18 protein-coding genes are annotated in these 13,740 nt (G+C 32.3%); 16 read left to right on the top strand and 2 right to left on the bottom strand.

Annotated elements, in window-relative coordinates:
* The 7 genes from Q0058_RS01470 to Q0058_RS01440 all read left to right on the top strand — a co-directional run.
* The coding region (locus Q0058_RS01470) for an integrase core domain-containing protein (RefSeq protein ID WP_298220957.1) at positions 1 to 308 on the top strand (308 nt) is incomplete at its 5' end.
* Between the two features lie 97 nt (positions 309 to 405).
* Positions 406 to 648, top strand: coding sequence for a hypothetical protein (locus tag Q0058_RS01465; RefSeq protein WP_298220956.1), 243 nt, complete (start codon positions 406 to 408; stop codon positions 646 to 648).
* On the top strand, positions 639 to 953 hold the full coding sequence (locus tag Q0058_RS01460) for a type II toxin-antitoxin system RelE/ParE family toxin (RefSeq protein WP_298220955.1): 315 nt from the start codon (positions 639 to 641) through the stop codon (positions 951 to 953). Before Q0058_RS01465 ends, Q0058_RS01460 begins: the two co-directional genes overlap by 10 nt.
* Positions 954 to 1,142: 189 nt before the next feature.
* Positions 1,143 to 1,556, top strand: coding sequence for a DUF6326 family protein (locus Q0058_RS01455; RefSeq protein ID WP_298220954.1), 414 nt, complete (start codon positions 1,143 to 1,145; stop codon positions 1,554 to 1,556).
* A 6-nt stretch (positions 1,557 to 1,562) separates the two neighbouring features.
* Positions 1,563 to 2,258 carry a DUF4386 domain-containing protein gene (locus Q0058_RS01450; protein WP_298220953.1) on the top strand — a complete coding sequence of 232 codons (696 nt, stop codon included), beginning with the start codon at positions 1,563 to 1,565 and terminating at the stop codon, positions 2,256 to 2,258.
* Between the two features lie 279 nt (positions 2,259 to 2,537).
* Positions 2,538 to 3,095, top strand: a complete 558-nt coding sequence (gene fic, locus Q0058_RS01445; protein ID WP_298220952.1) for a protein adenylyltransferase Fic — start codon at positions 2,538 to 2,540, stop codon at positions 3,093 to 3,095.
* Positions 3,096 to 3,294: 199 nt separating this feature from the next.
* Entirely contained in the window at positions 3,295 to 3,978 is a 684-nt protein-coding gene (locus tag Q0058_RS01440) for a T9SS type A sorting domain-containing protein (protein ID WP_298220951.1), read from the top strand.
* Between the two features lie 192 nt (positions 3,979 to 4,170).
* On the opposite strand, the gene Q0058_RS01435 is transcribed toward Q0058_RS01440, so the two are convergent.
* Both Q0058_RS01435 and Q0058_RS01430 read right to left on the bottom strand, forming a co-directional pair.
* A complete protein-coding gene (locus tag Q0058_RS01435; RefSeq protein WP_298220950.1) occupies positions 4,171 to 4,527 on the bottom strand; it encodes a helix-turn-helix domain-containing protein in 357 nt (118 codons plus the stop codon).
* 2 nt (positions 4,528 to 4,529) lie between these two features.
* Positions 4,530 to 4,859 (bottom strand): type II toxin-antitoxin system HigB family toxin, encoded by a 330-nt coding sequence (locus Q0058_RS01430; RefSeq protein WP_298220949.1) that lies wholly within the window; start codon positions 4,857 to 4,859, stop codon positions 4,530 to 4,532.
* Positions 4,860 to 5,287: 428 nt separating this feature from the next.
* Between Q0058_RS01430 and Q0058_RS01425 the strand changes: the two genes are divergently transcribed.
* The 9 genes from Q0058_RS01425 to Q0058_RS01385 all read left to right on the top strand — a co-directional run bounded on the left by Q0058_RS01425 (position 5,288) and on the right by Q0058_RS01385 (position 13,732).
* Positions 5,288 to 5,641, top strand: a complete 354-nt coding sequence (locus tag Q0058_RS01425; RefSeq protein ID WP_366869559.1) for an IS30 family transposase — start codon at positions 5,288 to 5,290, stop codon at positions 5,639 to 5,641.
* 182 nt (positions 5,642 to 5,823) lie between these two features.
* Positions 5,824 to 6,405, top strand: a complete 582-nt coding sequence (locus tag Q0058_RS01420; RefSeq protein ID WP_298220948.1) for a Crp/Fnr family transcriptional regulator — start codon at positions 5,824 to 5,826, stop codon at positions 6,403 to 6,405.
* 67 nt (positions 6,406 to 6,472) lie between these two features.
* Positions 6,473 to 7,240: an MBL fold metallo-hydrolase gene (locus Q0058_RS01415; RefSeq protein WP_298220946.1), complete on the top strand. Its 768-nt coding sequence runs from the start codon at positions 6,473 to 6,475 to the stop codon at positions 7,238 to 7,240.
* A gap of 119 nt (positions 7,241 to 7,359) precedes the next feature.
* On the top strand, positions 7,360 to 8,148 hold the full coding sequence (locus Q0058_RS01410; protein WP_298220944.1) for a PhzF family phenazine biosynthesis protein: 789 nt from the start codon (positions 7,360 to 7,362) through the stop codon (positions 8,146 to 8,148).
* A 251-nt stretch (positions 8,149 to 8,399) separates the two neighbouring features.
* On the top strand, positions 8,400 to 8,927 hold the full coding sequence (locus Q0058_RS01405) for a hypothetical protein (protein ID WP_298220942.1): 528 nt from the start codon (positions 8,400 to 8,402) through the stop codon (positions 8,925 to 8,927).
* Between the two features lie 180 nt (positions 8,928 to 9,107).
* Positions 9,108 to 9,821, top strand: coding sequence for a DUF3667 domain-containing protein (locus Q0058_RS01400; protein ID WP_298220939.1), 714 nt, complete (start codon positions 9,108 to 9,110; stop codon positions 9,819 to 9,821).
* A gap of 379 nt (positions 9,822 to 10,200) precedes the next feature.
* Positions 10,201 to 11,286, top strand: coding sequence for a S41 family peptidase (locus Q0058_RS01395; protein ID WP_298220937.1), 1,086 nt, complete (start codon positions 10,201 to 10,203; stop codon positions 11,284 to 11,286).
* A gap of 166 nt (positions 11,287 to 11,452) precedes the next feature.
* Positions 11,453 to 12,910 (top strand): S41 family peptidase, encoded by a 1,458-nt coding sequence (locus Q0058_RS01390; RefSeq protein WP_298220935.1) that lies wholly within the window; start codon positions 11,453 to 11,455, stop codon positions 12,908 to 12,910.
* Between the two features lie 180 nt (positions 12,911 to 13,090).
* Positions 13,091 to 13,732: an FMN-binding negative transcriptional regulator gene (locus Q0058_RS01385; protein WP_298220933.1), complete on the top strand. Its 642-nt coding sequence runs from the start codon at positions 13,091 to 13,093 to the stop codon at positions 13,730 to 13,732.
* The last annotated feature ends 8 nt before the right edge of the window (positions 13,733 to 13,740 follow it).

Raw genomic sequence — 13,740 nt, 5'->3', positions numbered from 1 at the left:
GTGACAGAGGAATTCAATATTGCTGCCCGGAATTCTCCGATTACGCACAAAATAATGGCATGCTACTTAGCACAACTCAAAAGTATGATCCGTATGAAAATGCCGTAGCCGAAAGAATCAACGGAATCCTAAAATATGAATTTGGTTTTATCAAAACATTACCTAACTTGGTCATGGCTAAGAAAATGCTCAAACAAGCTGTAAACATTTACAACAAGCAAAGAAGACATTACAGCCTGAAAATGAAAACGCCGGAGTTTGCACACAAAAATCAAGAACATAAATACAAATATTATAGCCTGAATTAATAACAAAAAGAGTCAACCTATTTCAGGACAAGACACCAGCGTTAAAATTAAATTGAAATAGAAAAATTATATTACATTTGAAATAAAAATAAAAGACATGAATTTAGAAGCTCGTAAAATATCTTTTGTCCAGGAATTTCTCAGACTCCAAAATGAGGAAATTGTTATTGGTCTTGAAAAATTACTTCATAAGCGTAAAGCAGAATTAATTGAAAAAGAAATGAAACCAATGAGCCTTGAACAGTTCAATAAGGATATCGACCAAGCTGAAGATGATTTTAAAAATGGCCGCTACATTTCATCAAATGAATTAAAAGCTAAAATTCAGAAATGGAGTTAGTTGTATATTGGACAGTATTTGCCGAAGATAAACTTAACGATATTTTTGAGTATTATAAATTTACTGCTGGAGTTAGAGTTGCTCAAAAGCTAATAAATGGAATTGTTGATTCTTCATTTGAACTAGATAAAAATCCTTACGGCGGACAAAAAGAAGAACTATTAAAAGATCGAGTTCAAGAATATAGGTATATAATTTTCAAGAGTTATAAAATCATTTACTGGATTGATGAAACCAATAAAATGATAATTGTTTCTCATGTTTTTGATACACGTAGAAATCCAGAAAAACTAAATAAAATTTAAATTTTCCTGCTGCTAACAGCCGTTACCCGAAATTGCTGTTTTTCGTTAAGTTGTTCGTCTTTTTTCCCTATTTTCGTTTGCGGTAATGGAGAAAACTCGGTTGCCATGCCGCAACTTCGGGTAGCGGCCAAACGTTAGCGGTCATTGTAACAAAAAAGAGCGAACTTCGACTCATTCAAAAAAATAAAAATGAGTAGAGAGAATTTAGAAAATTATAAAATAAATGTAAGAATTAAACTATCTGCATTGTGGACTGCTGTCATGTTTTGTTATATATATGGCGACTATTTTGAATTGTATGTTCCTAATAAAGTAGAAGGATTAATAAATGGACAAAACATGTTAGACGATCCATTAAAATTGTTCATCGCAACTTTTGTATTAGCAATTCCCGCTTTGATGATTTTTATTTCATTAGTAGCAAATCCAAAATTGACAAAATGGTTAAGTATTAGTTTAGGAATATTTTTTACTTTTTTTACTTTTTTTGTTGGAATATCATCAATATCTAAATGGCACGCGTTTTATATGTATCTTTCTTTTCTTGAAAGTATTATCACAACTATTATAGTATTTCACGCTTGGAAATGGCCTAAAATATAGTATATTATGGAACATATGTCTTTAAAAAAAATAGCAAGACTTGCAGGATTACTGTATTTAGGAGTGGTAATTACAGGGATATTTAGTTTAATGTATGCTCCTTCAAAACTAATTGATTGGGATAATGCAACAAATACATATAATGCTATTGTAGCCAATCAAACACTTTTTCGATTTTGGATTGTCTGCGGTTTGGCTTGTTATACATTTTTTCTGTTCCTACCACTTGTTTTATATAAACTACTAAAACCAGTCAATGATGATTACGCAAAACTTATGGTGCTTTTTGCCTTAATAAGTGTGCCTATATATTTTATAAATGTTCAAAACTTGTTTTCTGTTCTTTTTTTTGTGAATGATTCAAATAACGTATATGGATTTTCATCAGATCAAATCCATTCACAGGTTATGCTGTTTCTTAACCAATATGATAATGGAATGAGGATTATTCACATATTCTCTGGGCTTTGGTTGTTTCCATTCGGATACTTAATATTCAAATCCGGATTTCTTCCTAAATTTTTAGGAATACTATTGATGTTAGGATGTTTTGGGTATTTGATAGATTTTATAGGTGATACACTTCTCAAAAATTATTCTGAAATCGGAATACTAAAATTCATTAGTATACCAGCAAGCGTTGGAGAAATTGGAATTTGTTTATGGTTAATAATTGTCGGTGTAAAGTCTGAAAGAAAATAACAACGGAATAAAAACAACGAACCGCTAACAGCTGTCAAACGCAATCGCTAAGAATTCGGTTCGTTGTCAAATCTTTTCCCTATTTTCGTTTCTCCTAATGGAGAAAACGCATTCGCCCAGCCGCGAATGCTTCTGGCAGCGAAACGTTACCAGTAAGCGTATCGAAACCGGAAATAAATACAAATCAATATTGACAAAAAAGTAGTCAGTTTTTAAGTAAATGATAAACTTTTAAAGTATTTTTGACAATAAACAGATAGATTAAAAATCTGATTTTATATGAAGAATATTGATAAAGAAAGTTTAGAAAATGCTTATCGTTTGTTTGAATCAAATGATATTGATAAAATCGAAATTGGAACCACAAAAGGGTTGAAAGAAATTCACCAATATTTATTTGGTGGATTGTATGATTTTGCTGGAAAAGTTAGAACTCTAAATATTTCAAAAGGCGGTTTCAGATTTGCAAACGCATTGTACTTAAATGAAATCTTGGTGAAAATCGAGCTAATGCCCGAGAATAGTTTTGAAGAAATTATTGCAAAATATACTGAAATTAATATTGCCCATCCATTTATGGAAGGAAATGGAAGAACAATGCGAATTTGGCTCGATATGATTTTAAAAGCTAGACTAAAAAAATTAGTAAACTGGCAATTTGTTGACAAATCACTTTACTTACAAGCAATGGAAAGAAGCCCAATCAACGATTTGGAATTAAGAACTTTGCTTGGCCAAAACTTAACTGACGAAATTGACAACAGAGAAGTCATCTTTAAAGGAATCGAACAATCATATTATTATGAAGGTTATCAAAAAGATGATGATGAACAATAGAAATGAATAAGACGCCTACTGGTAACACATACTAAAACTTCATGGCTAGTTTTTCGGTAAATTGTCTGTTTCTTTTTCCTAACTTCGCTCCTACTTGGTGGAGAAAACTATTTCCATCAGCCGCAACCAGTCGTGGCGGCGAAACGTTAGCGGCAAGCGGAGCGCGAAAACGTAAATTCAATAACTTAAATCAATAAAGATGAAAAAATTAACCATCGTAATTTCAGTACTTTACAGCTTAAACTGTTTCTCTCAAGAGCCAAATCCTCTATTATTCCAGACATGGTATTTAAGTCAATACGTCGGTGATTTTAGTCCATCATTCAATGTCTCTGAAATTGACCCTCCAATTACGCCAACACTCACCATTTCCGATGATCTTAGTTTTACTGGTCAAGGTGCATGTAACAGCTTTTTCGGTTCTTTTTCTAATATAACTTCGGATTATTTAGATCCATTTGACCTAGTCTCTACATTATCAATTTGTAGCTCACAAACACATGAATTATTTGAACTAAACTTCTTTGATTTTTTGCGATATCCAGTTTACTATAATATTTATCCACAAGGGCAAGGTTACACTTTGACGTTAAGCAGCCCGCTCATGGCTTATGAAATATTCCAAAATTTTCCGTTAAATACAACTGAATTTGATTCAGAGAAGATAACTATCTATCCAAACCCAACTAATGCAGCTATTTATTTAAATTTAAAGCAATTAATAGCTTCAAAAATTGACGTTGTCAATTCAATTGGACAAATTGTAAAGACCACTAAAAGCGATTTTGAAGCCATAAATATTGCTGACCTAAATTCCGGAGTTTACATTCTAAGAATTGACACCAACATGGGAATAATAAATAAGAAAATTGTCAAGAACTAATAGTTTAAATCGAAAAAGCCAGCCGCTAACAAATGCTAAATCTTATGGCTAGTTCTCGGTAAATTGTTCGTTTACTTTTCATAACTTCGCTTTGTCGTTTATGGAAAAAATGATTTCCATAAGCCGCCACAAGCTCTAGCATCGACCGTTAGCGGAAATGCCTTGAAAAAATTGCGTGTAATTGAACTTTTGCTATGCGTTATGTAAAAATACTTCAGCAGGAATACTGAAATAATTTTTGAGTTTTTGTGCCATTTTCAAAGTGATTTCGCGCTTTCCCGAAAGAATGGATGAAACGTGACCTTTACTTCCAATTATTGGCTCAAGATCTTTTGCCTTCATTCCCATTTCCTGCATTTTATATTTGATAACTTCTAAAGCATCAAGTTCAGGTAATTCATAATGCTTATCATCGTAATCTTTTACCAAAACCATCAGTAAATCTAACTCGTCACTTTCTGGCGTGTTAGGTTTTGCATGGAATATTTCCATCAATCGCATAGAAGCTTTATTGTAATTTTCCTCTGTTTTCAATACTTTCCAATTCATAGTTATAGCTTTTTATAATTTAAGATTGCGGTATCAAAAGCAACAGTTTCAACATTAATTTTATCATATTCTTTGTGAGTTCCAAACCAAATTACATAACAAGCTGTTTGCAAAAAGTTTACTGAAACCACTAACCGAAAATCATTTCCTTTAATATTGAAAACAACTCTTTCATTGTTTACGATACTTGCATTTCCATAAACCCGTTTGAGTTCATTAAAATTGTGAAAATCTAGTTTTGAAAATTCATTATACCAAATCAACAATTGAGTTTTAGCAATTGGATATTTTTCGGTATAAAATAGAATCGTTTTCTTTACAAGGATTTTCATGGGGCAAATCTAATTAAAAGTTTTCAATTTGCAAACTTATTTGATTTTAATTTGAAAAATGCAGATAAATATTGGCACATCCGCTAACAGCCAACAAGCTCCATTGCTAAATTTTCGGTTTGGGAACGTTTATTTTCGTATTTTCGTTTTGCTTTAATGAAAAGATTTCTTTCCATTAGTCGCAAATCCGCCTATTGGCGGAACGTTATAGGCTAGTTTGAAAAACGTAAAACACAAAATTCAGCAATAGCCACTCGCCTATTTTAATCTTAAATTTTGATGTTTTCGTTTATTCAACGAGTTCGGATCTATAATGGAAATTTGTTCGCGTTTGGCGAATGTGAAAACTGGAATATTGGAGTTGACAAGCGAAACAGAAACTCTCGAAACTTGATCGCGATAAACAAATGTGAAAACTAGAAAGTTGGATTAGCATAAATTGTCGAATAAGAAAACCAGCCTATAACAGCCGTCACGCTCGATTGCTCGTTTCAGTTCGTTGCACGAGTTTTTTCCATAGGTTACACAAGTATATCATTGCCAACTCAAGAGTAAAAGTCTATTTTGCGCATCCATATTCACCTTGGGAAAGACCAACAAATGAAAATACTAACGGGCTAATTAGAAACTATTTCCCAAAAGGAACTGACTTTAATTTACTCTCGAAAAAAAACATTTTTGAAGTTCAAAATCAGATCAATGAAAGGCCTAGAAAAACACTCGAATATGAATCGCCGCTGAACACTGTATCGAGACTTTACATGAACCAAAATTTTATTTAAATCATGACTTCTTTATTCAAAAAAAATAATCTAGTTTTATTTTCGAATTTTGAAACCAAATCTTTCAAAATTTGGTGGAAAAATCCGGAAAATAAAACGGCAAATCACAAACTGGAAAAATTGCGCTAGCAACTTGAAACCGCCTTCCGAAACCAACCAGAAAATCAACTTTAATAATAAAAATGACAGAAACCGACAAATTATCTTTATTTTTTAGCAATGAATTTCCTTTTAATAAAGAAGGTTTAGATGAATTTGTATCTACTTTTGTTGTTAAATCATTCAAAAAAGGGCAAATCATTTTAGAAAATGGAAATATAGATAATGAACTTCGTTTTTTAGATCAAGGAATCATTCGAGAATATTATGCAACCACCGACAAAGAAAAAAACATCAATTTTTTTACAGATGCTGGTTTTATAACCGATTTTTCCTCATTTACCCATTCTACCGCTACAAAAAAACACCAAGAATGTTTAACTGATGTAGATTTGAGGGTATTATCGAAAGAAATATTTTCGACTTTTATCAACCAATATAATTGTGGTAAGTTGTTTGTAGAAAGCATTTTCCAACGAATTGTTGTCAATAAAGAAACCGAAGAATTTAACCATTTTGTAAATACCGTGGAAGAACTTTATCATGACATTATGAAGTCAAAACCAGATTGGTTACTAAAAATCCCTCAATATCACATTGCCTCTTATTTGGGAATTACACCCGAAACGTTAAGTAGAATCAGAAAAAAAAAAATGATTTCTTGATTTGAATCAATGGACTCTATTTTAGTATTGAGCAACTTTGCGCTTTCAATTTAAAAATATAAAAACAATGAAAGTACATCATTTGCGAAATGCCACTATGGTAATAGAAACCGGAAATAAAGTCATTTTAGTTGATCCAATGCTTGGAAAAAAAGGAACAGCAGGTCCAACTTTTACACTTTTTCGTTTTAAACCACAACGAAATCCAATTGTAGCTTTACCAACCAATGCAATGAATATCGTGGAAAAAACTACACATTGCTTAATAACACATCTGCACCCAGACCATTTGGACAAGGAAGCGGAACATTTTCTTCGCACTAAACAAATTCCTGTCATTTGTAGTATAAAAGACGAAGCTACATTAAGGAAAAAAGGATTAAACGTTTCCCAAACGGTTGAATATTGGAAAGAAAGCTCTTTTTTAGGTGGAAAAATTCAAGGTATTCCAGCAGTTCATGGATACGGATTTGTAGCAAAACCAATGGGAAATGTGATGGGCTTTTACATAGAATTACCGAATGAAAAATCGATTTATTTGAGTGCCGATACCATTTATACTGATGACGTTCACAAAGTTTTGACACAATTAAAACCTGAAATTTCAGTTGTCGCTTGTGGAACGGCTCAACTAGATATTTTTCAACCTTTATTAATGCGAATGGACGATATTTTAAAATTCGTAAAAAATGCACCGAATCAAGTAATCGCAAATCATTTAGAAGCCGTAAATCATTGTCCGACAACAAGAAAACAATTAGATGCAGAAGTATTAAAAATTGGACTTTCTGATAAGGTTTTTATTCCCAATGATGGAGAAAGTTTAGTGTATTAATAAAGCCTATTACCAACTATGCATTATCATTTTGAGCTATTTTTAGAAACGACATTGTCACATCCGAGAAATGTATGAGTATTGAGTTGAAAATTTGAATACAAACTATAAAAATAAAAATGGAATTAAAACTTTACCAAATTGACGCATTTACAGACACCATTTTTGGTGGAAATCCTGCATGCGTGGTGCCTCTTGACAACTGGCTATCAGACGACATCTTATTGAAAATAACTAAAGAAAATGCAGTGGCAGAAACCGCTTTTTTTGTGGATAAAGGAGATAAAATCCATTTACGATGGTTTACGCCAGAAATTGAAATGGATTTGTGTGGACACGCTACACTTGCAACAGCACATTGTTTAAAGACAATACTTAATTACAAGAAAGAAGAAATTATTTTTGAAACATTAAGTGGCGACTTGATTGTCAAAGCTGAAGATGGACTATACAAAATGGACTTCCCAGCAAGAATGCCTATTGCAGACAATTTACCAGATACCATTTCAAAATCATTAAACTTACAACCTAAGGAAATTTTGAAATCAAGAGACTATGTTTTGGTTTATGAAAACGAAACAGCAATCAGAAATATTAAAATTGATCGACAATTATTTGACCAAATCAATCTTGATCCAGGCGGAGTAATTGTAACCGCAATTGGAGATAACTGTGATTTCGTTTCTCGTTTTTTTACACCACAAGCTTCCATTCTAGAAGATCCTGTAACAGGTTCTGCTCATTGTTCTTTAGTGCCATTTTGGTCAAAAAGACTTGACAAAAAAGTACTTTATGGGCAACAAGTTTCGGATCGAATGGGAAAACTATATTGTGAAGACAAGGGTGACCGAGTTATTATTAGCGGAACAGCAAAAACCTATTCTGTTGGGAACTTTTGGATAGAATAAAACTATTGCCAACACGTGTCAAAGCAATCGCTAAGAATTCGATTTCGAGACGCTTATTTTCCTAACTTGGTTTTCTACTAGTGGAGAAAACCAAGTTCTTCAGCCGCTACCGTCGTCTGGCGCCGGAACGTTATATGACATTTCATGAAAAAATCGTAAATTCAATAACTTAGTGCAAGAAACGAAAAATCTTAAACTTGTTTCATTTGGAAAAAAAGTTGTTTCTTAGCAAACCTTTGAAGTAAATTCTTATGAAAAAAGTACTTTTTATTCTTCTCATTATTTCTGCATTAGGCTGCAATAAAGATGAAAGTAATCCTGTAACTGATCCACTCACTATGAATTTAGTCACTGGAATAAATTTTAGACAAACTACAGATGACTTACCATTGAAACTTGGAAACCCTAACATTTTGGTAAATAACAAGTTTTTAATTTATCCAAATCCAGCAGGACAAGCACTTAATTTTTTAGCCGAAGGAAATGTTACAAATATTTGGTTTGTACCAGCAAATCCTGAAAAAATTCATCAAAATGTAAACTTTAGCAATATTTTGAATACTAATATCTATAGTGAACAATCAATTATTTCAAACTCTGATCTTTCATCAGCCCAACAATCTTCAAATAATATTATTGTAAATATTAAAACTCTTGAAAAAGGATATTATAAAGTATTCGTTAAAATCGGAGGAGAAATTTATTGGGATAATTTTTATAAACATGAAACAGATTGGGACGAAGAAAAATTATCAGAAATTACCAATTTTTGGGATTAAAAGATTAAACGTAAGAACGCTTGCTAAGAGCTCTCAAAAGCAATCGCTCCTACTCTGTTCGTTGTCAGCTTTTTTTCCTATCTTCGTTTTCCAAGCTGCCACTAGGCCTGGCGTAGGAACGCTAGTGGAAGTTTTACCTAACCAACTGAAAAAAAAATTGACAAAATATTTACGAAGTAAATGAACTGTAAAAACTGTAACAACGAAGTAAATTCAAACTTTTGCCCCAACTGCGGACAACCTACAAGCCTTAAAAGAATTGACGGACATTACATTGTTCACGAAATTGAACATATTCTGCATTTTGAACGTGGGATTTTGTATACAATTAGAGAACTCGTAACCAATCCGGGGCAAAACATAAGGAATTATCTTTCTGAAAACAGAAGCCGACTCATAAAACCAATTATTTTCATAATTCTAACATCATTAATATATACCTTAATAAGTCATTTTTTCCATATTGAAGATGAATATGTAAAACATGAAGGATTTGAAAAATCAACTATTGGTAGTATTTTGAAATGGATACAAGCAAATTATGGCTATGCAAGTATTTTGACAGGAGTATTTGTTGCGATTTGGCTAAAAATCTTTTTTAAAAAATATGGATATAACTTTTATGAATTGCTAATAATGTTATGTTTTGTGCAAGGAATTTCCATGTTAATTTTTGCGGTTTTTGCACTTTTAGAGGGAATGCTACATTTTAAATTGCTAAACATTGCAGGTATGATTGGTGTGGCTTATGTAGTTTGGGCATCTGGAAATTTCTTTGAAGAAAAAAAATTGGGAAACTATTTAAAAGCACTATTTGCTTTCCTTTTAGGGACAATAACATTTTACATTATTATTTTTGCAATCGGATTAACCATTGACACGATAACACATTAAAATATGGAAAATAAAAAAGGACTGAATTGGTTTTTTGTATTTATTGCATTTACATTAGGTTTGACATTGATTAAGCACATTGACTTTAAGAACTTAACACTTAAAGAACCTGCTTTAGACATTTTATATATCATTGTGTTTTTAATTTCGATTTTCTTAATCATAAAAGACTATCCAAAACGACCAAAAAAATAAAAAAACTGTCACTAACAGCCGTCAAAAGCAATCGCTGAAGATTTGGTTTATTGTTCGCATTATTTCCCTATTTTCGTTTCTCCTAATAGAGAAAATGCAGTTCTTTTGGCGCAACTACTCCTGGCGCCGGAACATTGTAGGCTATTTTAGAGCAACGGAATCTAAATTGAAATTCAAAATTGAAATGAAAATAAACCACATTGTTTTAATCTTAAGCTTAGCATTTTGTCTAAACGCTAAAGGTCAATCAAAAAATAAAGCGAACCAACCCGAAAAAGATTTTGAAAAATTTTGGACAACTTTCAGAGATCACTATGCGTTTTTTAAACTCAAAGGTGTTGATTGGGACGAAGTTTATAAAAAATATAAGCCACTAATTAAAAAGCAAAGTAAAGAAAATGAATTAATAAAAATATTCAGTGAAATGGTTGAACCATTAAAAGATGGCCATATCATTATTTCTAAAGGCGAGGACATTTTATATAAAGTTAAAAAACCATCCGTGTTTAAAGAAGAATTCAAAGGAATTGAAAAAGATTTATGGAAAACTAGTTTTGCAACTTTAGAGCATAATGGTTTTCAGGAAGTAAAAGGTATTGGGCCCATTTTTAAGGATGAAAATCTTTATTATGTCTCGCACAATTCTCAAATAGGTTATATTAGAATTTCACGTTGCTTTGCCAATCCTGAAAGTATTTTTGATGACGCTAAAGAAATAGAAGACACAAAACTAATGCTCTCTGTATTCGATAGTATTTTAAATTCGCTTTCAAAAACTAAAGGAATTATAATTGATATTCGGGCTAATGGCGGTGGGCATGGCGGAGAACAATTGGCCAGTCGGTTTGCTTTAGAGAAAGTTATAACGCATTATAAAGCCATTAGGCAAAAAGGTGGTTATGAAAATTTTACAGCACTGGAACCGGTTTATATAGAACCAAATACTGGAATCAAATATGCAAGCCCGATAGTAATTTTGACAAATGACAAGACTGCAAGTTCAGCGGAGGATTTTACAATTGCGCTTTACCAACAGAAAAACGTAACAACCATTGGAACCAATACTTCCGGAATGTTGTCTGATATGTTTAGCACTGATTTATCCCATAAAATTTCTTTTACACTTTCAAATCAAAGATATTATTCCACTGACAAACAACAACTTGAAGATATTGGTGTTCCTGTGAAATTTGAAATTAAAAACACAAAAAAAGACCTTGAAAACAAATCAGACCCAATGATTCTAAAAGCAATTGAAATACTGCAATAGACAGAAAAACAGCCTGCAACAGCGGTAAAAGCAATCGCTAAAGATTCCGTTTATTGTGCGCTTTTTTCCCTACTTTAGTTTTCACCAGACAGAGAAAGCGCCTTCGCTGATTCGCAACTGCTTCGGAAACGAAACATTATGCGTCATTCCAAAAAACCATAGTGAAATGAAAAAGACTAAAATGAGTTTGAAGATTTTATTGCCATTTTTATTGCTTATCATCAATTTTGCTTTTGGACAAAATACAGAAGCAAAAAAAATATTATTGGACAAAACACTAAAAAAAGATAGCGTTAGTGCTGAATTTACGGAACTGTACCATCTGACCAATACCATTCATCCGGGTCAGTTGATGTTCTGTACCAAAAATGAATTTGACAAAACTTACTTGACCTTAAAAAATTCAATCAAGACAGACCTTTCAGTTGTAGAATATTATAAATTGACCGCTACTCTGATGGCAAAAATTAAAGATGGCCATACAGCTGTTGACAGAAGTCAAATTAGCGCTTTACTGAAGGAAAGATTGGTTTTCCCATTTAGCATTTACAAAATTAAAAACCACTTTTATTTAGACAAAACAACAGCAGAAAATAAAAACTATTCAGGTTTAAGAATTCTTAAAATAAACGGAAGCGATATCCATTTCATTGCAAATCAAATTCAAAAATACATTCATCTTGAGGGAAAAAACGAAACAGGTTTAAACACAAGATTTAGAAATTTTCCTTTTTATTACTTTATTTTCAATCCAACTGAAAAATTTGAAATAGAATATTTAGACGAAAATAAACACCAACATAAAACAATCTTAAAAGGAATTTCTTTTGAAACTCATACAAAAAATCTAACTGAAAAAGTAGAACCTTTAACCACTGAATTTAAATCAAAAGATATTGCTGTACTTAAATTTCAATCTTTTGAAAACGGATATAACGAAACCGATAGAAAAATTGCAGAAAAGCAATTGGATGTTTTTTTTGCGCAACTTGATAGTTTAAAAACAAAAAATCTAATTCTTGACTTGCGCGATAATGGCGGTGGTTCAGCTGAGATCGCAAACTATTTGTTTTCGTATTTAACAAATAAACCTTACTTCTATTTCGATTATATAGGCGCAAAATACAATAGTGTAAAAGCTTGGAAACATTATGCCCAATATCCTGATAATATCGAAGAAATAAACCTCAATGAAACAAAATCCAAGAATGGGCTGAATTGCTACACAGAAACAGACGCCACAGATTATTGGTGGTTTGAACAACAACAAGGCAAGTCAAATTATTACAAAGGAAAAATTAGCGTATTAATAAACGGTGGCTGTTTTTCCACAACAGGACATTTATTATCTTTGATGAGAGCATATAGAATTGGAAAGTGTTATGGCGAATATTCACAAGGAAGCAATTATAGCAATTCAGGCGGACAGGCATTTGTTCTTCCATATTCTAAAACACTTGTTTGGATACCTACTTTTCAATACAAAATGAGAACACCGAATTTCGTATACGACCCTAAAGGAATAAAACCAGATGTTGAAATTCAAATGCAACCCAAGGACCTAAAAACGCAATTTGACAGACCAATGGATTTTTTAATAAAACAAATAGCAACCAATAAATAAACGAACGCTTAACAGTTGCTAAATCTCATGGCTGGTTCTTCGATAAGTGGTTCGGTTCTTTTTTCATAAATTTGCTCAATCGGTTATGGAAAAAAGATTTTCATAAGCCAACACTAGTTCGAGCATGGAATCGTTACAGGCAACCAATAGAAGATAGAAACTCAAATTAAGACTTATTTTATGTACGATTTACCGTATCACAAAGCACATAATGAAAAAGAAATCAATGATTTCATCAATCAACATCCTTTTGCTTTTATCACGGGTTGTGATATAGAAAACAAACCAATTGCTACACAAATTCCAATATTCATCGAAGAAAAAGAAGGCAAAAAAATATTGCGTGGGCATATCATGAAAAATACCGATCATCATAAAGCATTTTTAAGCAACGAAAATGTGTTGGTGGTTTTTACCGGGAAAAGCACTTATGTAAGCGGAACATGGTATAGCAATCCTTATATACCTTCAACATGGAATTACATGAGCGTTCATATGAAAGGAGCCATTCGTTTTCTGAACGATAGTGCCTTGGAAGAAGTTCTCAGGATAACTTCGCTTCATTTTGAAAACAATGATCAAAATTCCAGTACTATCTATGATAATCTTCCAAGCGAGTTTAAAAAACGGGTTATGAATGCCGTCGTAGCTTTTGAGATTGAAGTTTTGGAAACAGATACCGTTTTCAAATTAAGTCAAGACCGAGACGCAAAAAGCTATCAAAACATCATAGCGCAATTAAAACTCGGAAGCCATGACGGACAAGTGATTGCGCATGAAATGGAAAAAAGGTTTCAAGACGTGTTTGAAAAAAAACAATAGCATTTTGG

Origin of the sequence: Flavobacterium sp. (assembly GCF_027484705.1) — a bacterium.
In the GTDB taxonomy this organism is placed as follows: Bacteria; Bacteroidota; Bacteroidia; order Flavobacteriales; family Flavobacteriaceae; genus Flavobacterium.
The sequence above is the reverse complement of the archived record's forward strand: the minus strand, read 5'-3'. Positions and strand labels throughout refer to the sequence as shown.

Bases quoted from the DNA above. Each gene is read 5' to 3' on its own strand.
- Q0058_RS01465 (WP_298220956.1), top strand. From the start codon at position 406: ATGAATTTAGAAGCTCGTAAAATATCTTTTGTCCAGGAATTTCTCAGA.
- Q0058_RS01460 (WP_298220955.1), top strand. From the start codon at position 639: ATGGAGTTAGTTGTATATTGGACAGTATTTGCCGAAGATAAACTTAAC.
- Q0058_RS01455 (WP_298220954.1), top strand. From the start codon at position 1,143: ATGAGTAGAGAGAATTTAGAAAATTATAAAATAAATGTAAGAATTAAA.
- Q0058_RS01450 (WP_298220953.1), top strand. From the start codon at position 1,563: ATGGAACATATGTCTTTAAAAAAAATAGCAAGACTTGCAGGATTACTG.
- fic (WP_298220952.1), top strand. From the start codon at position 2,538: ATGAAGAATATTGATAAAGAAAGTTTAGAAAATGCTTATCGTTTGTTT.
- Q0058_RS01440 (WP_298220951.1), top strand. From the start codon at position 3,295: ATGAAAAAATTAACCATCGTAATTTCAGTACTTTACAGCTTAAACTGT.
- Q0058_RS01435 (WP_298220950.1), bottom strand. From the start codon at position 4,527: ATGAATTGGAAAGTATTGAAAACAGAGGAAAATTACAATAAAGCTTCT.
- Q0058_RS01430 (WP_298220949.1), bottom strand. From the start codon at position 4,859: ATGAAAATCCTTGTAAAGAAAACGATTCTATTTTATACCGAAAAATAT.
- Q0058_RS01420 (WP_298220948.1), top strand. From the start codon at position 5,824: ATGACAGAAACCGACAAATTATCTTTATTTTTTAGCAATGAATTTCCT.
- Q0058_RS01415 (WP_298220946.1), top strand. From the start codon at position 6,473: ATGAAAGTACATCATTTGCGAAATGCCACTATGGTAATAGAAACCGGA.
- Q0058_RS01410 (WP_298220944.1), top strand. From the start codon at position 7,360: ATGGAATTAAAACTTTACCAAATTGACGCATTTACAGACACCATTTTT.
- Q0058_RS01405 (WP_298220942.1), top strand. From the start codon at position 8,400: ATGAAAAAAGTACTTTTTATTCTTCTCATTATTTCTGCATTAGGCTGC.
- Q0058_RS01400 (WP_298220939.1), top strand. From the start codon at position 9,108: ATGAACTGTAAAAACTGTAACAACGAAGTAAATTCAAACTTTTGCCCC.
- Q0058_RS01395 (WP_298220937.1), top strand. From the start codon at position 10,201: ATGAAAATAAACCACATTGTTTTAATCTTAAGCTTAGCATTTTGTCTA.
- Q0058_RS01390 (WP_298220935.1), top strand. From the start codon at position 11,453: ATGAAAAAGACTAAAATGAGTTTGAAGATTTTATTGCCATTTTTATTG.
- Q0058_RS01385 (WP_298220933.1), top strand. From the start codon at position 13,091: ATGTACGATTTACCGTATCACAAAGCACATAATGAAAAAGAAATCAAT.